The sequence below is a fragment of the Aquimarina macrocephali JAMB N27 genome (genome assembly GCF_000520995.1).
In the GTDB taxonomy this organism is placed as follows: domain Bacteria; phylum Bacteroidota; class Bacteroidia; order Flavobacteriales; family Flavobacteriaceae; genus Aquimarina; species Aquimarina macrocephali.
In genome coordinates this window covers 133,240-151,929 of record NZ_JACA01000027.1, presented here as the reverse complement: position 1 = coordinate 151,929, position 18,690 = coordinate 133,240, and the positions used below count along the sequence as shown (strand labels likewise).

16 protein-coding genes are annotated in these 18,690 nt (G+C 33.4%); 4 read left to right on the top strand and 12 right to left on the bottom strand.

The features are described from left to right. Window positions 1-580 precede the first annotated feature (580 nt). Window positions 581-1,528 (top strand): type IV pili methyl-accepting chemotaxis transducer N-terminal domain-containing protein, encoded by a 948-nt coding sequence (locus Z054_RS0117365; RefSeq protein ID WP_024771315.1) that lies wholly within the window; start codon window positions 581-583, stop codon window positions 1,526-1,528. Between the two features lie 105 nt (window positions 1,529-1,633). Here Z054_RS0117365 and secA read toward each other — a convergent pair whose 3' ends face one another. The 5 genes from secA to Z054_RS32155 all read right to left on the bottom strand — a co-directional run bounded on the left by secA (window position 1,634) and on the right by Z054_RS32155 (window position 6,800). Then, complete coding sequence (secA, locus tag Z054_RS0117360) at window positions 1,634-4,990, bottom strand: preprotein translocase subunit SecA (RefSeq protein ID WP_024771314.1); 3,357 nt, start codon at window positions 4,988-4,990, stop codon at window positions 1,634-1,636. Window positions 4,991-5,217: 227 nt separating this feature from the next. Then, entirely contained in the window at window positions 5,218-5,439 is a 222-nt protein-coding gene (locus Z054_RS0117355) for a DUF2795 domain-containing protein (RefSeq protein WP_008272287.1), read from the bottom strand. Window positions 5,440-5,577: 138 nt separating this feature from the next. Further along, window positions 5,578-6,153 (bottom strand): cob(I)yrinic acid a,c-diamide adenosyltransferase, encoded by a 576-nt coding sequence (locus tag Z054_RS0117350; RefSeq protein ID WP_024771313.1) that lies wholly within the window; start codon window positions 6,151-6,153, stop codon window positions 5,578-5,580. A gap of 31 nt (window positions 6,154-6,184) precedes the next feature. Continuing rightward, window positions 6,185-6,619 carry a GNAT family N-acetyltransferase gene (locus tag Z054_RS0117345; protein ID WP_024771312.1) on the bottom strand — a complete coding sequence of 145 codons (435 nt, stop codon included), beginning with the start codon at window positions 6,617-6,619 and terminating at the stop codon, window positions 6,185-6,187. Window positions 6,620-6,632: 13 nt separating this feature from the next. Next, window positions 6,633-6,800 carry a hypothetical protein gene (locus Z054_RS32155; RefSeq protein ID WP_167549788.1) on the bottom strand — a complete coding sequence of 56 codons (168 nt, stop codon included), beginning with the start codon at window positions 6,798-6,800 and terminating at the stop codon, window positions 6,633-6,635. 265 nt (window positions 6,801-7,065) lie between these two features. On the opposite strand from Z054_RS32155, the gene recR reads away from it, so the two are divergent. The 3 genes from recR (at window position 7,066) to Z054_RS0117325 (ending at window position 9,988) form a co-directional block, all read left to right on the top strand. Further along, window positions 7,066-7,686: a recombination mediator RecR gene (gene recR / locus Z054_RS0117335; RefSeq protein ID WP_024771311.1), complete on the top strand. Its 621-nt coding sequence runs from the start codon at window positions 7,066-7,068 to the stop codon at window positions 7,684-7,686. Between the two features lie 138 nt (window positions 7,687-7,824). After that, on the top strand, window positions 7,825-9,168 hold the full coding sequence (locus tag Z054_RS0117330) for a dihydrolipoamide acetyltransferase family protein (protein ID WP_024771310.1): 1,344 nt from the start codon (window positions 7,825-7,827) through the stop codon (window positions 9,166-9,168). Window positions 9,169-9,331: 163 nt separating this feature from the next. After that, window positions 9,332-9,988 carry a porin family protein gene (locus Z054_RS0117325; protein ID WP_024771309.1) on the top strand — a complete coding sequence of 219 codons (657 nt, stop codon included), beginning with the start codon at window positions 9,332-9,334 and terminating at the stop codon, window positions 9,986-9,988. A gap of 121 nt (window positions 9,989-10,109) precedes the next feature. On the opposite strand, the gene Z054_RS0117320 is transcribed toward Z054_RS0117325, so the two are convergent. The 7 genes from Z054_RS0117320 to Z054_RS0117290 form a co-directional block, all read right to left on the bottom strand. Further along, window positions 10,110-11,372, bottom strand: coding sequence for an MFS transporter (locus Z054_RS0117320; RefSeq protein WP_024771308.1), 1,263 nt, complete (start codon window positions 11,370-11,372; stop codon window positions 10,110-10,112). Window positions 11,373-11,954: 582 nt separating this feature from the next. Then, entirely contained in the window at window positions 11,955-13,115 is a 1,161-nt protein-coding gene (locus tag Z054_RS0117315; protein WP_024771307.1) for a metal ABC transporter permease, read from the bottom strand. Beyond that, on the bottom strand, window positions 13,108-14,238 hold the full coding sequence (locus Z054_RS0117310) for a metal ABC transporter permease (protein ID WP_024771306.1): 1,131 nt from the start codon (window positions 14,236-14,238) through the stop codon (window positions 13,108-13,110). Before Z054_RS0117310 ends, Z054_RS0117315 begins: the two co-directional genes overlap by 8 nt. Before the next feature lie 5 nt (window positions 14,239-14,243). After that, the gene (locus Z054_RS0117305; protein WP_024771305.1) at window positions 14,244-14,984 is read right to left on the bottom strand and encodes a metal ABC transporter ATP-binding protein; all 741 of its coding nucleotides are present in this window, start codon (window positions 14,982-14,984) and stop codon (window positions 14,244-14,246) included. A 48-nt stretch (window positions 14,985-15,032) separates the two neighbouring features. Further along, on the bottom strand, window positions 15,033-15,950 hold the full coding sequence (locus tag Z054_RS0117300; protein WP_035092430.1) for a metal ABC transporter solute-binding protein, Zn/Mn family: 918 nt from the start codon (window positions 15,948-15,950) through the stop codon (window positions 15,033-15,035). Next, window positions 15,940-16,419 (bottom strand): thioredoxin family protein, encoded by a 480-nt coding sequence (locus Z054_RS0117295; RefSeq protein ID WP_024771303.1) that lies wholly within the window; start codon window positions 16,417-16,419, stop codon window positions 15,940-15,942. Before Z054_RS0117295 ends, Z054_RS0117300 begins: the two co-directional genes overlap by 11 nt. A 12-nt stretch (window positions 16,420-16,431) precedes the next feature. Continuing rightward, complete coding sequence (locus tag Z054_RS0117290) at window positions 16,432-18,657, bottom strand: TonB-dependent receptor (RefSeq protein ID WP_024771302.1); 2,226 nt, start codon at window positions 18,655-18,657, stop codon at window positions 16,432-16,434. Window positions 18,658-18,690 lie beyond the last annotated feature (33 nt).

Genomic DNA, 18,690 nt, shown 5'->3' with positions numbered 1-18,690 from the left:
CCAACAGGAGAACAATAAAAACCATAAGACCAAATGCCTTATGCTTAGGTAGTTTCTTTTAAAATGAGTTTGTGTTTTCATGATTAATTTATATTTATTAATTAGTTATGGTGTTAAAAGTATGGTAATAGGAATGAGAATATAAGTGCCACCCTACCAGTATTTTATAGAAACCCGAACACTTATTTTATGGGTAATCAATATTCTTATTGGTGTATACTCTTTAATTTCTTCGAGATAATTAAGTGATTAAAGGAGGGTGGGCGGTGTATAAATACATGCTATTTAGCCTCTATCTAAGAGAAATAGTTTTGCATTAATATTTGTAATATAAATTCACTTTGATAGATATAAAAACCATTTTTCACTCTACTTGTAGTTAGATACTCTTAAAAAGGGTTTCATGGAAATATAAAATTGCATTTTGAATAAAAATAAAACTCAAAATTATTGCTGTTTTACAGTTGATTTGACGCTTGTATATCTATTTAGAAGTATTTATGTACTGATAAAAATCATATTTCTGGAACATAGTCTGAAATATTTTTGCGCCGTAAATCAATAAGAAAACCCCAAAAAAATGAAGATAAAATTTACTTCTTATAATTTGTTTGAGAATTATAAACTAAATAACAAAACCTTAAAGCCAATACCGATGAAAAACAAAACAAAAGCCCACAGATCAATATTAATTTTATTTGTGATAGGATTAGTGTATACCAGTTCATTGAGCCTTCATGCACAACTAAATGATAAATATGGATCATTGTCATTTAACAACGCTATTAATGTTTCGGGTAAGCAACGTATGCTTACTCAAAAAATGTCTAAAGCATATTTATATTTACTTAAGAATGCTAATGATGTGAAAGTGAAGAGAGATTTATTATCGAGTAAGATTATTTTTGAAGAACAAAACCGAGTTCTTTTACAGAACACCCAATTTAAGGGAACTATTGAAAAGTTAACTAGAGTTAATGAAATATGGAAAGAATTTAAAATACTCATTGAAACTCAACCGAGTTATGATAATGCAAAAAAAGTAATAGAAACAAATACAGATCTCCTTAAAGCTGCAGATGCAGTGGTGTCTTCTATTATTATAGAGTCTAAAAACTCTTTTCAAAGCATTAAAGATGATATAAATGAGTCTTATTTAGTCGAAGACAGATTAGAATTAGAAGGAATCATAAATATATCAGGAAGACAACGAATGCTTTCACAACGATTGGCATTTTATTATTATGCGAATCAAATGGAATTGAAAAATAAAAACTCTTATCAAATGCTTAATAACGCTTTTCATGAATTGGATGGAGCAATTAATAAATTTTTGATTTGTAAGTTTAATACTCCTGAAATTGATGAAAAAATAGGGTTGACTTTTTCTCAATGGAATATGATCAAAAAAAATAGAGATAAATTGAATAATCAAAAATTTACGGATGAGGAAATCTATAAAATGAGTAATGAACTTACTCGATTATTCAATGATATAACATATTTGTATGAGAAAGTAAAAATATAAAATGAGAGTAAGTAGCTCTATGATGAATATGAAGTGAAATAAAAATTATAAATACAAAAGCCGGAAGTTTATTCTTCCGGCTTTCGTGTTTACATAAGAAATGATTTATTCATTCACAAGTACCCATTCTCCTTTTTCGATCAGTGGGATTGCTTGTTTGTATTTTACTGTTTTATTTTCACCACTCATCACATGTTTGATAGTTACTCTATCATTACGCCCGATTTTTGGTTGTTCTCGTACAATAGTTTCAGTGACCTGTGGTCTCCCTTGTGTTTGTCCTGCAGCTTTATTTTGTGCCGCACGCTCATCCATATTAGGAATTTCTTCTTTAGAAGTTTCTAGGTTTTCTTTTCTTCGCACCTGGCGAGCTTCAGAAATGTCTTGAGTATTACCTGTTGGTAATTCTCCTTTAAATAAAAATGAAATCACATCTTTATTTACCTCTTCAATCATGGCTTTAAACAACTCAAAAGCTTCAAACTTATAGATTAATAACGGATCTTTTTGCTCATGAACAGCTAATTGTACACTTTGTTTTAACTCGTCCATTTTACGAAGATGTGTTTTCCAGGCATCATCAATAATAGCAAGTGTAATATTTTTTTCAAAATCGGTAATAAGTTGTTTTCCTTCAGACTCATATGCTTTTTGCAAATCGGTAGCAACATTTATACTTTTTACTCCATCTGTAAATGGTACTAAGATTCTTTCATACTTACTGGCAGGATCTTCGTATACTTGTTTGATTACAGGATATGCGGCATCTGCATTACGTTTCATTTTATCCTGATAATGCTCATAAGCAACTTTATAAACTTCTCCTGCAATTTTTAGAGGATCCATTTTTTCGAATTCTTCTGCAGAAATCGGACTACTCATAGAGAAATATCTGATCAATTCGAATTCGAAATTTTTAAAGTCCTGAGCAGCTTTATTTCCTTCTGTGATCACTTCTACAGTGTCATAGATCATATTGGCAATATCAACGCGAAGACGTTCTCCAAATAAAGCATGATAACGACGTTTATATACAACTTCACGTTGTGCATTCATTACATCATCATATTCTAATAATCGTTTACGAACACCGAAATTATTTTCTTCTACTTTTTTCTGGGCTCTTTCTATGGATTTAGAAATCATAGAATGTTGGATTACTTCTCCTTCTTTTAGTCCCATTCTATCCATCATTTTGGCAATACGTTCAGAACCAAATAAACGCATCAGGTTATCTTCTAGAGATACATAGAACTGAGAACTACCTGGATCTCCTTGTCGACCGGCACGACCACGTAACTGTCTGTCTACACGACGAGAATCATGACGTTCTGTACCAACGATTGCAAGTCCACCTGCAGCTTTTACTTCATCAGATAATTTGATATCTGTACCACGACCAGCCATATTGGTAGCAATAGTAACTACACCTGCATTACCAGCTTCGGCAACAATATCGGCTTCTTTTTTATGAAGCTTCGCATTCAATACATTATGCGGTACTTTACGAATCGTAAGCATTCGTCCTAATAATTCTGAAATTTCTACAGAAGTGGTACCAATTAATACTGGTCTTCCTGCTCGGGATAACTCTGTAACTTGTTCTATTACGGCATTATATTTTTCACGTTTGGTCTTGTATACCAAATCTTCCATATCTTTTCTGGCAATCGGTCTGTTGGTTGGTATTTCTATAACATCCAGTTTATAGATTTCCCAAAGCTCTCCTGCTTCTGTTACTGCAGTACCTGTCATACCAGACAACTTACCGTACATACGGAAATAGTTCTGAAGTGTCACCGTAGCAAAAGTCTGTGTTGCATCTTCAATCTTTACATTTTCTTTGGCTTCAATAGCCTGGTGCAATCCATCACTGTATCGACGCCCATCCATAATACGACCTGTCTGCTCATCAACAATTTTTACTTTATTATCCATTACTACATATTCTACATCTTTCTCGAATAAGGAATATGCTTTTAATAGTTGACGTAAAGTGTGAATACGTTCACTTTTTACACTATAATCTCTAAAAAGATCTTCTTTCTTTTCTGCTTCTTCTTCTTTTGATAATTCAAAGCCTTCGATTTTAGCGATTTCCATACCAATTTGTGGTAGTACAAAGAAGTCCGGATCATCTTTTCCCGAAAGATATTCTACACCTTTATCGGTAAGATCTATTTGATTGTTTTTCTCTTCTATTACGTAATACAGATCTGCATCAATCTTATGCATTTCTCTGTTATTATCCTGCATATAGAAGTTTTCTGTTTTTTGAAGTAGCATTTTTACGCCATCCTCACTTAAAAACTTAATTAAGGCCTTATTTTTAGGAATCCCTCGGTATACTTGTAGTAATTTAAAACCTCCTTCTTTGGCGTCACCTTCTTTAATTAATTTTTTGGCTTCAGCTAAAACGGTAGTAAGGTATTTTTGTTGTACTGAAACGATATCAGCAATCTTAGGCTTTAACTCATCAAATTCATGGATATCTCCTTTTGGTATTGGTCCAGAAATAATTAATGGTGTACGGGCATCATCAATTAATACAGAATCTACTTCATCTATAATTGCATAATTATGAGGACGTTGTACCAGATCTTCTGGAGCATGAGACATATTATCACGTAGATAATCAAAACCAAATTCATTATTGGTTCCGTAAGTAATATCTGCATTATAGGCTGCTCTACGTTCTGCAGAGTTAGGTCTGTGGTTATCAACACAATCTACAGTAAGCCCATGAAACTGAAAAATTGGAGCCATCCACTCGCTATCACGACGAGCAAGGTAGTCATTTACAGTTACTAGATGAACACCATTACCAGATAGTGCATTAAGGTATACAGGGAGTGTTGCAACCAGGGTTTTTCCTTCTCCTGTCTGCATCTCTGCTACGTTTCCTTCGTGTAGTGTAATACCACCAACAAGCTGTACATCGTAATGGACCATATCCCATTTTACTTCTTTACCAGCAGCATCCCAACTTGTTGCCCAAATGGCTTGTTCACCATCAAGAGTAATGTGATCTCTGGTGCCAGAGAGTTCTCGGTCATAAGCAGAAGCCGTAACTTCGATGCTTTCATTATTAGTAAAACGTTTTGCAGTTTCTTTTATAACGGCAAAGGCTTCGGGAAGAATATCGTTTAGCGCTTTTTCTGTGATTTCATACGCTTCTTCCTTTAATTTATCGATTTCACCATAGATATCTTCTTTTCTATCAATATCTTCTGTGTTATTAGCTTCCTCGGTAAGTGTTTCTATTTTGGTATTGATTTCTGTGCGAGCTTCATTTATTCTATTTTTAAAATCAACAGTTTTAGCACGCAGTTCATCATGAGAAAGGCCTTCAAGAGCCGTTTCTGCTTGTTTTATCAATTCGACCTTTGGTTGAATTTCTTTAATATCTTTTTTGGATTTATCTCCAACAAATACTTTTAATACAGAATCTAAAATTCCCATAATTTTATGGTTGTGTGTTTAATGAGATTTTAATTTCAAAACGAAACTAATTGGTTTCCTATAATAAAGGAACATTCAAATTTGACCTCAATATCTGAAGTCTATCACTATCTCAGGACCTAAGTGGTCATATTATACAATACTCTTGAGCTGTAAATAGCCATAAAGTGGCATAATTTACGCAAAAAAAAAGCCTCTTGCGAGACTTTTAATACTATTTCATTTTTTTAATATTCATCCTCATTCCAAAGATAATCTTCGTCGGTAGGATAATCAGGCCATATTTCCTCTATAGAGTCATACGAATCTCCTTCATCTTCAATTGCTTGTAGATTTTCTACAACCTCCAGAGGTGCTCCAGTACGAATTGCATAATCTATTAGCTCGTCTTTTGTAGCTGGCCAAGGTGCATCACTTAAATAAGATGCTAATTCTAAAGTCCAATACATATGTTTACTGGTTTAATTTTTTGCAAAAATAATTTTTTAGTTTAAAAAGTCAAGTAAAAAATCAATTATTTAAACAATAATTATAAGAACGTGAATTTTTAGGGGGCTTCCCTTACTAATTTTAACAGATATTAAATTTTAAGAATTCTTTTTAGGAATCCACTCAATTTCTTCTGCCTTAAGATCGAAGGACAACTTTCGTGCCAGTACAAAAAGATAGTCAGATAGTCGGTTTAAGTAGTGTAATGTTGTTTCTTCAAAAGGAGCTATTTCATACAGTGCCGTTGCTAAACGCTCTGCTCTTCGGCATACACAGCGAGCAATGTGACAGAATGACACAGTTTGATGTCCTCCAGGTAATACAAAATGTGTCATTGGTGGCAAAGATTCGTTCATTCTATCGATTTCTTTTTCTAACAACTCGATATCTTCTGTAGAAATTGTAGGTATATTTAGCCGTTTTTGCCCACTTTTTAATATAGCTTTTTCAGGATCAGTCGCTAAAACAGCTCCAACTGTAAAGAGTTTATCCTGTATATTAATTAATATTTTTTTGCTGAGTTCATCAATTTTTTGATCTCTGATAAGCCCGATATGTGAATTAAGTTCATCAACAGTACCGTAACTGTCAATACGAATATGGTGTTTAGGTACCCTGGTGCCACCAAAAAGGGCTGTGGTTCCTTTATCACCTGTTTTAGTATATATTTTCATCGAATTACATGTTTGTTTTAATGGATGACAACTACTTAACTAATAAAAGTACATCCTTAGTATAGTTTTGATTACACCATTTGTGTTTAGCATATATTTTATCCGGAATTTTATAATCGTGTGTTTTTTGATCTAGAAAACCAAACCTATTATAAAAGCTTTGAAGATGTTCAAAAGGAAGACACCATATTTTTTTATGTTGCTCATGATTTTTTAATAAATGCAGGATGATTTTCTCTGCAATTCCCATTCCTCGAAATTGATCTAATACATACATTCCTCCTAATTCTAAGTTGTTTTCATCAATATTGACAACTCTTCCCAGCCCACATTTTACATCTTCAATTTCTGCTAAAGCAATATATTCGGTATTAAAATCTGATGCTACAAAATCTATGTTTTGATAGGTGTTATTTATCCATTCTATATCTTTTGATGTAGCCTTTCTAACATATGTTTTTTTCATGTTACAGCTATAGTTATTTCTTCTTTTTCTTTTTTTGATAATTCTGTCTAAAATTACGTTTATCACGATCATACAGTTTATTTTTATTTCGTTTGGTATTCCAGGATACTGCTACGAATAAGATAGCAATGACTATGATCATTAAAATAAGCTGTGTTTCTTCAGAAAGAGTATCTAACATTACTTTTACTTTTGCAGTAAAAGTAACAAAAAGGCCTTAATTGTATAGTTAAGATTATCATAGTTTATATCTCAAAATTAAATTTAAGTCGAGTTTTCCTAATCGTTATAAAACTTTCATTTTACCCCCTGTAATTATCTTTTATGATTAGCTACTAAGGTTATAGGGATAAAAAATGTCATTATGATATAAAAACATAATTTTTTGTTTAAAGAGTGGAACTCTGGGCGGAGTTCACCATTAAAAACGCTAAATTTGTCGAGCTATGGAATTTTCTTCAAAATTATTAGAGAACGCAGTTTATGAAATGTCTCAATTGCCAGGGATAGGAAAACGTACAGCACTTCGATTAGTATTACATTTACTTAGACAGCCAGAAACCCAGACCCAACATTTAACAAAAGCTTTGGGGACATTACGAGAGGATATTAAATTTTGCTCTACATGTCATAGTATTAGTGATACGGATATTTGTGATATCTGTAGTAATCCAGGTAGAAACCGTGAAATCATTTGTGTTGTAGAAGATATACGGGATGTAATGGCTATAGAGAGTACAGGTCAATTTAGAGGATTATATCACGTTTTAGGAGGTAAGATAAGCCCATTAGATGGTATCGGTCCACAAGAATTAAATATTAGTTCTTTGATTGAGAAAGTTAAATCTGGAGAAGTAAAAGAATTAATATTTGCATTAAGTGCAACGATGGAGGGGGATACTACTAACTTCTATATGTATAAACAATTGGAAGGAATACCTGTAAAAACCTCTACTATTGCCCGGGGAATTGGTGTTAATGATGAGCTGGAGTATGCAGATGAAGTTACTTTGGGAAGAAGTATACTTAATCGAATTCCTTTTGAGAATGCATTAAAGAGTCCTTGATTTGCATATATTTAGAAGTATCTGTAAACTTGAAGATATAGATATTAAGTAAATTTTAATACGAAAAAAATAATTTTTAAGCTGAATTTTAATTAAATTCGCAAAAAACATAACTTATAAACACTTTTGATTAAGAATATGGCAAAATTTGAGCTGAAACTTCCAAAAATGGGTGAGAGTGTTGCAGAGGCAACAATAACAACTTGGTTAAAAGAGGTTGGAGATACTATTGAATTAGATGATGCAGTTGTTGAAATAGCGACTGATAAGGTAGATAGTGAGGTACCTAGTGAGGTAGAAGGTGTACTGGTAGAAAAACTTTTTGATGTTGATGATGTAGTACAGGTAGGCCAAGTTATAGCTGTAATAGAAACTGAAGGTGAAGGAGCTGTAGATTCGACTCCACAAGAAACTACTGCTAAAGTTGAGGGAACTCCAAAAGAAGCGGTAGTATTAGAAACGCAAATGACAGAAACAGCAGTAGCAGGAAATGCAACTGATTTTTCTGGAAGTAGTAAGTTTTATTCTCCATTAGTAAAGAATATTGCTGCAACAGAAAATGTTTCATTGAATGAATTAGAAGCTATTTCTGGAACAGGTAAAGATGGTCGCGTTACCAAAAATGATATTTTACAATTTGTAGACGACCGCAAAAATGGAAAAATAAAAACACAACCAGCAATACAGCCTGCAAAAGAAGAAGCACAAGCAAAACCAGCTGCTCCTGCTAAAAAGCAAGAAATTTCAAAAGCAGCACCGGTAGTAGCATCAGGAGAAGATGAGATTATAGAAATGACCAGAATGGGTAAGCTTATTGCACATCATATGGTCGAATCTGTACAGACTTCAGCTCATGTACAGTCATTTATAGAAGCCGATGTAACCAATATCTGGAACTGGAGAAAGAAAGTAAAAGGAGATTTCATGAAGAGAGAAGGAGAGAACCTTACGTTTACTCCTATTTTTATGGAAGCAGTTGCTAAAGCTATTAAAGATTTTCCAATGATGAATATCTCTATCTCTGGAGATACAATTATCAAAAAGAAAAATATTAACCTGGGTATGGCTGCGGCTTTATCTGATGGTAATTTGATTGTACCGGTAATTAAGAACGCAGATCAATTGAATTTGGTAGGAATGACTAAAGCGGTTAACGATCTTGCAAATAGAGCACGTAATAATGCTTTAAAACCGGATGATATACAAGGTGGTACGTATACAGTAACTAATGTAGGTACATTTGGAAGTATTATGGGTACGCCAATTATCAATCAACCACAAGTAGGTATTTTGGCTCTGGGAGCAATCAGAAAGGTTCCTGCTGTTATTGAAACGCCAGAAGGAGACTTTATCGGTATTCGATATAAAATGTTCTTATCACACTCTTATGATCACAGAGTTGTTAATGGTGCACTAGGAGGACAGTTTGTACAACGAGTAAAAGACTACCTGGAAGCCTGGGATATGAATAGAGAATTTTAAGAAGCATTATTTCTAAAATAGTAAACCACGACAATAGCTGTCGTGGTTTTTTTATCACTATGCTCAACAATTATATGCATTTTGGATATTATTAAATATCTTAATAGGAGTAACATTTTTGTTACTTAAGACATATATCTATTGAATAAGATTAAAATAGAAAATGGAGAAAAGGAATTTATTATTGGGGTTAGTACTTGTATTATGGGTAGTTTCTGTTAAAGGACAAGAAGTTAATTCAAAATTTGGATTGAAAGGAGGGGCGAATTATGCAAAATATACTCCTGATGTGATTATTGCAGGAATTAATGTTGCTGAATATAGAAGAAAATTTGGATTCTACTTTGGAGGGTTTATAAACATAAACATCCATGAAAAAATAAAAATACAACCTGAGGTCCTTTTTGCAATGCAAGGATCCAAATTTTTGGCAAAAGGTTTTGAGATTAGAGGAGGGGCTAATGAAGTACCTATAGCTTCAGATTTTAAGGTCAATATAAATGAGTCTACAATTATAGTACCTATTATAGTACAATATTCATTTACGAATGATTTTTATATGGAAATGGGGCCTCAATTTGGGTATATAATTGACCGTAAACAAAAAATTAAAGAAGACCCCTTTGAACAGTTTCAAGATATTAATGTTTTACCTTTTTCATCAGAATATGATAAATTTGATTTAGGTTTAACTGTAGGGACAGGTTATAGATTATCCAATCATTTTGGGATTAATGGTAGATTTTTCTTTAGTTTAATTGAAAGGGACAATTCTATAAAAACATCAGTTTTTAACTTAGGGGTCGAGTACACGCTATAAGAACGTTTGATACACATAGCTGTAGTTAATATGGGTTTTATAATTAATGAGTGAGTATCAATTTGTGCTTTTTGATGCGAGAGAAAAAATCAGTAATTAATTTTTTGAAACCTTCTTATAATTACTTTTTTTGTATGCTATATAATTTATAGTAATACCAGGCAGCTAGGCCTCCAATAAAAGAAAACAAAGCTAACATCCAAAATACATGTTGATGCCCTTCTGGGCCAGGTGAATTTTCTAGAAGGTATCCCATTGAGGGTCCTGCAAATATATCAGGAGTATAGCCTATAAGAGAAATAATCCCAACAGCAGTTCCTGTAAGAACTAATGGAATTTTTCCTCTCTGCATTACTGCAAAGTATAAAGAACGAGCTGCATACACTCCCGTTGCTACCACTAAAATTGATATAAAAAATAAAACTGTTACAGAATCTGAAATTATGCCTGAGGCAAACAATAATGCTCCGAAGAAAGAAACTATAAAGCTAATAAGTAACCAAAAGGTAGTTTGTGAGCGGTCGGCTAATATTCCAATAAAAACTCCAATAATGGGTCGAATAAATAACAAAAATGTACCCACTTGAGCAGATTGTACTTGATCATATAGCATAACATCTTGAGCATATAGTGAAAATACATCGGTAATTTTATAGCCTACATAAGCGCATAGAATAATAATCATGAGTAGCCAAACAGAAGGTAAGCGTAGTACTTCTTGCACTTGAGATATTGTGATTTTCTCTAGTATAATTTGTTTTTCTAATGTATGATCCATTTTCATAAATAACCAAACCAATACTCCTACAATACCAACAATACCAGAGGATACTAAGATTACATGTTTAAAAGCAGCTCTACTTTCAGAAGTAGTCACCTCAGAAATTTCTGAAGTAATAAATAGTGAAAAAATAAATACTCCCAAGACTCCGAATAGAGCACCAACCAATCCCCGACCACCGTCTAAAAACCCAAATGCTTTACCTTGAGAAGTGATGCCACCCCAGACACGAGTAGCCTTGATCATGGGAGCCCAGAATAAAAATATAGTAGTAAACCCCCAATAACCATAAAGTACTTTTAATACTGTATAGTTAGGGAAACTAGCATATATCAACCCTCCCAAAGCAGTCATCCATAGTGCCGTTGCAATCAATTTTCTTGGAGGAAACTTATCAGCCAATGTACCTCCAAAAAGATAGGATATTAGAGCTACAATTCCATAAATAGAGAAACATATACCTAACTGAACATTGTCTAAGTTAAATACCTCAAGTACCGTTGGTCTAAATACTCGTGAAAGAACAAATGGAAGAATAAAAACAGATTCCCCAGCTAAAATAACCAGAAAAAGAAAGTACCATGGGGGTTTTGTTTGATTCATATACTTTTGGATGAATTAGATTTTTTAAGTCTAAATATATAGATTTCTATGTTAAACAAGTTTTATAATTGTTTTCGCTTGCAAAAGCTAAACAATAAAGGATAGAGGTTCGTTTTTTTATACTCCTCTTAATCTTAGAATTCGTATATATAAATCAAACTTTTTAGATGGTTATAACTCAGATACTATCTTTCTTTTTTGAACTTTTACTATGCTTTACGTCTATTGTCTCTAATTCTTCATTTACAATCAGATTATATGTATAATGAGATTCAACATTTGTTAATGGAATAAGGATCAGCATTTGTGTTTTAGCTTTGGCAGGGATGTTTTTAATAATAGGTCGCTGTGCACTCCTGCGATATCCAGTCGGATTTACTTTTAAAAATACACTCTTATCTGTATCCGTATCATTTTGGACATATATGATTGTTCTTTTTTTCTATTTCTCTTCTACTAAACGAACAGGTTTTTCCTGAGCATAGGAAGTACAACTGATTAAAAAAAATAAAATGGATAGTGGTATAAAATTCTTTTTTAAAGACGCGAACATTTCACTTTTTTTCTTTAAAGATACAGGTTTTAACCTCTAAATAGAAAAAACCGATCCTTCATGTTTTCGATTTCAGAATTTTTATTAGTTACAATATAATCAATTGCTTCTGTTGTGAAATTTTTTCCTTTTTTAGTTAAAGAAACAATATCATTATTAATCGTGATCATATTGTTTTTAAGTGCCAGATTCAAAACAGATTTTGATTGTACCTTCTGCCAGTTAATATGTTCATTTAAGTGTTTTACATGCCGTTCTTCCTCTTCATGGTGGTTCCCCAAGTGAAGAAGAAAGGTGAGTAAGGAAACCTCGATACGTTGTTGTTTTTGTCTATACAACACAGAAAACAAACCTTTGTTGGGAGCAAATAAGTATACGAATAAGAAAACTAATCCTAATACTGTAGTCATTGATCCAGAAATAGATGTATCTAATGCATGTGCTACCCAATATCCTATAATGGCACTACTAACTCCAAATATAACAGATAACAGAAGCATTTTTTTTAAGTCATTTGTTAGTAGATAAGCAGTAGCGGCAGGAGCAATCATTAATGCAATGACCAAAATAGCACCAACTGCGTCAAAAGCACCTACCGTAGTGATTGATGAAACAGTCATTAGTCCATAATGCATAACTACAGGTGATAATCCAAGAGCAGAAGCTAAACCTGCATCGAATGTACTTACTTTTAGTTCCTTAAAAAATGCAAATAATAGACCTAGTGTAATCAATAATATAGTACCTATGATCCATAAAGATTTAGGACCTACATCTGTGCCTCCTATAATTAATCGATCAAAGGGGGCAAAGGCAAGTTCTCCTAATAATACAGCATCAACATCTAGGTGTACATCATTTGCATTCTGTGCAATAAGTATGATCCCAATACTAAACAAGGCAGGAAAAACGAGACCTATTGCAGTATCTTCTTTTACTAAGCCTGTCTTTTGGATAAACTCTACCAATATTACAGTAATGACACCGCTTGCAGCAGCAAGAATAATCAATAAAGGTGATGATAAGTCATGAGTAATAAAAAAACCAATCACAATACCTGGCAAGATTGAATGACTAATTGCATCAGTGATTAATGCCATTTTTCGTAATACTAAAAAAGTTCCTGGGATAGCGCAAGCTATTGCTACCAGGCTGGCAATTAGTTGTATTTCTATCTGTGCGTTACTCATTCTCTTCTTTTGTTAATTGATCATATAAATTGGAAGCAGTTTTATATCCAGACTCGGTTAGGGACCACATACTGCCCTCAATTTTGACATAATCTTTATCTTCTAGTTTTTGAAGTGATTTTCTGGTGAAACCCTGAAAGTTATTTAAGATTTTAATTGCATGTGGATGAGCAATATTTTCGTGTGTACTGGCAATATTATACATAAAAGATAATGTTTTATGTAATTGAAGATCACTTCTGTTTTTTCTAAATCGGATTTCTCTAAATAGTAGTCCACGGCCAGGAGAAAATATAAAAGAAAATAATACAAAAACACCAGCAACTAATACAATTACGGGTCCTGTAGATAAGTTATTGTGACTGGCGCTGATAGCAGTCCCGAAGACTCCGGAGAATGCGCCAAAAATTGCAGCCAAGATAACCATTACGGCTAAGTTGTTTGTCCATTGTCTAGCCGCTGCGGCAGGAGCTAATAACATAGCACTCATTAATACTACGCCTACAGTTTGTAGTCCTAATACAATAGCAATTACAATAAATGTAGTGATAAGAATGTCTAAGAATTTGGTGTTAAATCCCAATGTCTTAGTGTAATCAGCATCGAATAATAATAGTTTGAGTTCTTTCCAGAATAATAATAAAACGACCAAACTAATTCCTGTAACGATGATCATGAGCCATACATCGCTTTCTAAAAGTGTGGCAGCCTGTCCAAAAAGGTAACTTTCTAAACCAGCCTGATTAGCATTGGGCATTTTTTGAATATAGGTTAGTAGTAACATTCCAAATCCAAAGAATAATGATAATATAAGACCTAAAGCTGTATCAGATTTAAGATGCGTTTTACTGGTTATACCACGGATCCAAAAAGTACCAATTAAACCACTAATTAGTGCGCCTAATAGAAATGCAGAGCTATTTTTTGTGTCTATAATCAGAAAAGCTATGGCTATACCCGGCAATGCGGCATGAGAAATTGCATCTCCTAATAAACTTTGTTTACGCAATACAGCAAAGCTACCTAGCATACCACAAATAGCACCAAGTACAGCCGTGCCCAGTGTTATTGTGCGTAAAGTATAATCTGTAAAGACAAGTTCTATGTATTCTTTTATATCCATAGTTCTTATTGTTGTACGCTAACCTTGTAATTAATCCCGTAGGTTTTTGTTAAGTTATCATCATTAAAAATGTCTTTTACCGGTCCGGTAGCGATCTTTTTTACATTAAGGAAAGTGACCCAATCAAAATATTCGGGTACTGTTTGCAAATCATGATGTACTACAATTACTGTTTTTCCGGCTTTCCTAAGTTCTTTTAAGATATTAATAATAGCTTTTTCTGTAGTAGCATCAACACCTTGAAAAGGTTCATCCATAAAATATATAGATGCATTTTGAACCAAAGCCCTTGCCAAAAATATACGTTGTTGTTGTCCTCCGGATAGTTGACTAATCTGTCTGCTTTTAAAAGAAAGCATACCTACTTTTTCTAATGCTTCAAGAGCAGCTTTTTTCTGTTTTTGCCCTGGTCTTTTGATCCATCCCAGACTTCCATAGGTTCCCATCATTACCACATCTAGTGCGGTGGTGGGAAAATCCCAGTCTACACTTCCTTTTTGAGGAACATAGGCTACCAGTGATCGTTGTTTTTTATAAGGTTTCCCATAAATTTGAGTACTTCCTGCAATGGGTTTGATAATATCTAAAATCGATTTTATAAGAGTAGATTTTCCTGCTCCATTTGGACCTACAATAGCCATAAGTACACCTTCTGGTATAGCAAGGTCAATATCCCACAGTACAGGCTTGTAATTGTAAGCTACAGTTAAATCATCTATTTGAACTGCGATTTTTTGTTCTTTCATTTAAACAAATTTTATTCAATATAACTATTACAAACTACTTGCTTACTACTATTTCAGCGCATTTATGATAGTATTGACATTATATTCAAACATCCCAGTGTAGGTGCCTTCTTTTGTTCCTGCATTGCCTAATGCATCAGAGAATAATGTTCCGCCTATTGTTACTTCATGATTCTTTGATTTTACCGCAGCTTGCAAAGCTTCAATAGTTCGTTTAGGAACAGAGCTTTCTACAAAAATAGCTTTTACTTCCTTCTCAATAATAAAGTTAGCTAATTTTTGAACATCTTGCACCCCGGCTTCAGTAGCGGTAGATAACCCTTGTAAGCCAACTACATTAAAATCATATGCTTTCCCAAAATAACTAAAGGCATCGTGTGCGGTAACCAGAATTCGTTTCTCTTTTGGTAAGGTAGCAATGGTATTTTTTAATGTAGTTTCTAATTCATTAAGCTTAGCTAAATATGCTTTTCCGTTAGCTTTAAAAGCTTCAGCATTTTTTGGATCTACCTCAGTAAGTTTATGTGTAACAAAAGCCGTTATGATTTTCCAGTTTTCAACACTAAACCATATATGCGGGTCATAATTAGAAGCAAAATAATCAGAACCGATTAGCGTGTTTTTGTCTAAGCTGTCTCCAATTGCTATGGTGTTAATATCCTGATGCTTCATTTTTTTAAATACTTCTACCAATTTCCCTTCTAGGTGCAGGCCGTTATAAAAAATCACATCGGCATTCACTAATTTAGATACATCACCTTCACTGGCTTTGTATAAATGAGGATCGACACCGCTACCCATTAACCCCTGGACTTCAATTAAATCTCCTCCTATGTTTTTAACCATATCGGTGATCATAGAGGTGGTAGTAACCACTTGTAATTTTTGATTTTTATCCTTCACTTCTTTTTTACAAGAGAAAAACGTAAAAACAAGAAGTAATACTATTAATTTTTTATGAATCATTTTTAGAAAGTTTATTTAATATTTTAATAAGTTCTTTAGCACTTAAAAAAGATTGCTGTTGAAATATGATTTCGTATTTGTGATTTAGAATTGCTAATGTTGGATAGCCAATTTGGTTATTAACTGTAGCAAGTTCTCTGGCTAATTGATGTACTCCGGTTTTATTTCCGTTAGGTTGAAAACGAAAGGAGTTGTTTAGAAAATGTATAGTTTCACGACTTTCACCATTTAATGAAGCGAAATAAAATTTTTCATTTAACTGTTGTATAATATCATTATTCTTAAAAGTTGTATTTTCCATATTCTTGCAGTACATACACCAATCTGTATGAATAAATACAACTAAAGGTTTTGGAACAATAGTCATTTTGTCTTCTATAGACTTAAAAGAATCTATTTGTAATTGCGCTGTTGCGTTTTGATATACAAGTGATAAAATAAAGAATGATATAGTATAAAAAACTTTCATTTTGTATTGAGTTTACAAGGAATAACGAACACCTATAAAACCTCGTATTCCTTGATTAGAAGCATATATATAGGTGGTATCAAAATCTGGTCCAAATGGATCATCAGCTCCGGCTATTAAAAAAGGATTCCCTCGGCTAGGTGTCCAGTCTAATAAATTTTTAACACCTCCATAAATTTCTATACTGTTTTTAGTTTTGTGAGAGAATTGTATGTTTTGGATACTCCACCAGGGTGATTTATCTCTTCGGGGATCATCTGGGCCTTGAGTTGCTAATCGCATAGGTCCATATATATTTCCTGTATAGTCTAATGTTAGGTTAAGAGATTGTATTTTATAAGTAACTCCCCAGGTTCCGGTAAAACTTTCTGTGAGTATCTGGCGTGTAGTTACTCCATTCTCGGTATTTGAAACATTTAGGCCACTCATTCCTAATGTAAATTTTAGGCCATTAGAGAAGTTAATATTAGTATTAAGACTTACTCCTGTAGAGACTGCATGACCATCTAAATTGCCATATCGTATTTCTGAAGAATTTGTTTCATAGTCAGGAATGATGGCATTTGTAAAATATGTATACCATGCAGAAGCATCTAAACCTAAAAAGGTTCCGTTGTCAAAAAATATTTTTTTGATGTAGTTAAGGTTTACATTGTAAGATTCTTCTGGATCGAGATCTTCTTCGATGATCACCTCGCGAGAACCTGTAAGAGCTGCATGATCTTCTGTAAAAAGATTAACTACTCTAAATCCTGTACCGGCATTGAGTCTAAAAATATTTTTATCATTAATACTCCATTTATAGGCAAGTCTTGGGGTAAAAATAGTTCCGTGTCGGTTATGATAATCTAATCTTGCTCCTAATAATAGTTTATGTTTGGAGGCCAGTGTGATTTCGTCTTGTAAAAATATACCTGGAGTGCTTGTTTCTTCGGGATTGTTGAGGTCATTTATCGCTGTTGCTGGTGTATTGTCATCGTAATATTGATATCTATATGCAGCTCCGAATAGAAGATCGTGTGATTTTAGTTTTTTATCCCAGGTTAATTGAGTGAAACCAATGCGTTGTTTTGCTTGGTAGGACACGATTCCATAATATGAATCTTGATCGTGATCTGTATATGAAAAAGAGAGTGTTAAAGGTTCTTTTACTGGTAATTCATAATTGCCAAGTATTTCATAACGTGCTGTATATATACTCTCTCCATATATTTGATCGCTTCCTCTAAAATTCGAATTCCATTCATTTTCTCCTCCCCATCTATCTTCATAATAAAACCTGCCAGCAAGCGTAAAGTTTTTTCCACTTTTACGATTGAAATTCCATTTGTTAAAAATAGATATACGGTCTTGCAATGTAAGATCGGTAAACCCGTCATCGTTGTTGTCTATGACTTGATCATAATAAAAATAATTTGCGCCAAATAATGCTGTGGCATTACCTAATTTGGTTTTAAAACCAAAATCTATATTGGTTTCACCCCAGCTGGTTGCAAAAACATCGGTACTCACTTCGGGAGCATCATTAGGGTTTTTTGTAATAACATTGATGAGACCTCCAACAGCTTCACTTCCATATAGAGATGAAGCAGGTCCTTTTACTACTTCAATTCTATCGATCAATGAATTAGGTATTCCTGATAATCCATAAACGGTTGATAATCCACTTACAATAGGCATTCCGTCAATCATTACCAATGTGTAAGGTCCTTCTAAACCATTAATGTGTATATCTCCAGTGTTACAAATACTACAGTTAAGTTGTGGTCTTACTCCGTTTACGTTTTGTAAAGATTCAAACAAATTAGGTGTTGGGTTTTTTTTGAAAAATGTAGGAGAGTAGATTTCTACAGGAACGGGACTTTCTGATCGGCTTACGGCTTTCAAAGTTCCTGTGATTACCACTTCATCGAGAGATGATCCTTCTGACATAACAAGGTTTATTTTGTTTTCTCCAGCTGTAATAGAAACCTTTTTTTTAATAGGGGTGTAGCCTGTAAATGAAGCAACCACTTTATAACTTCCTGTTGGTATATTTTCTATAATAAATACTCCATTCTCATCACTCGAACTTCCTAAAGATGTTCCTTCTATATAAATATTAGCAAAAGGAAGTACTCCGCTATCATCGTATATCACTCCTTTTAGTGTATTGGTAGAATTGAGCTCTTGGGAGTATAATGAGTTGCAAGTCAGGCAGTTTGTAAAAGTAAGTAAGATTATTATACGTAATTGCATTAGGTTTAGTAATTTTGTTTTATTATTTCGACA

Excerpts from the sequence above, each read along its gene's own strand:
- Z054_RS0117365 (WP_024771315.1), top strand. The coding sequence starts at position 581 with ATGAAGATAAAATTTACTTCTTATAATTTGTTTGAGAATTATAAACTA.
- Z054_RS0117330 (WP_024771310.1), top strand. The coding sequence starts at position 7,825 with ATGGCAAAATTTGAGCTGAAACTTCCAAAAATGGGTGAGAGTGTTGCA.
- Z054_RS0117310 (WP_024771306.1), bottom strand. The coding sequence starts at position 14,238 with ATGGATATAAAAGAATACATAGAACTTGTCTTTACAGATTATACTTTA.
- Z054_RS32155 (WP_167549788.1), bottom strand. The coding sequence starts at position 6,800 with ATGTTAGATACTCTTTCTGAAGAAACACAGCTTATTTTAATGATCATA.
- Z054_RS0117315 (WP_024771307.1), bottom strand. The coding sequence starts at position 13,115 with ATGAGTAACGCACAGATAGAAATACAACTAATTGCCAGCCTGGTAGCA.
- Z054_RS0117320 (WP_024771308.1), bottom strand. The coding sequence starts at position 11,372 with ATGAATCAAACAAAACCCCCATGGTACTTTCTTTTTCTGGTTATTTTA.
- Z054_RS0117350 (WP_024771313.1), bottom strand. The coding sequence starts at position 6,153 with ATGAAAATATATACTAAAACAGGTGATAAAGGAACCACAGCCCTTTTT.
- Z054_RS0117300 (WP_035092430.1), bottom strand. The coding sequence starts at position 15,950 with ATGATTCATAAAAAATTAATAGTATTACTTCTTGTTTTTACGTTTTTC.
- Z054_RS0117290 (WP_024771302.1), bottom strand. The coding sequence starts at position 18,657 with ATGCAATTACGTATAATAATCTTACTTACTTTTACAAACTGCCTGACT.
- Z054_RS0117355 (WP_008272287.1), bottom strand. The coding sequence starts at position 5,439 with ATGTATTGGACTTTAGAATTAGCATCTTATTTAAGTGATGCACCTTGG.
- Z054_RS0117325 (WP_024771309.1), top strand. The coding sequence starts at position 9,332 with ATGGAGAAAAGGAATTTATTATTGGGGTTAGTACTTGTATTATGGGTA.
- Z054_RS0117295 (WP_024771303.1), bottom strand. The coding sequence starts at position 16,419 with ATGAAAGTTTTTTATACTATATCATTCTTTATTTTATCACTTGTATAT.
- secA (WP_024771314.1), bottom strand. The coding sequence starts at position 4,990 with ATGGGAATTTTAGATTCTGTATTAAAAGTATTTGTTGGAGATAAATCC.
- recR (WP_024771311.1), top strand. The coding sequence starts at position 7,066 with ATGGAATTTTCTTCAAAATTATTAGAGAACGCAGTTTATGAAATGTCT.
- Z054_RS0117345 (WP_024771312.1), bottom strand. The coding sequence starts at position 6,619 with ATGAAAAAAACATATGTTAGAAAGGCTACATCAAAAGATATAGAATGG.
- Z054_RS0117305 (WP_024771305.1), bottom strand. The coding sequence starts at position 14,984 with ATGAAAGAACAAAAAATCGCAGTTCAAATAGATGATTTAACTGTAGCT.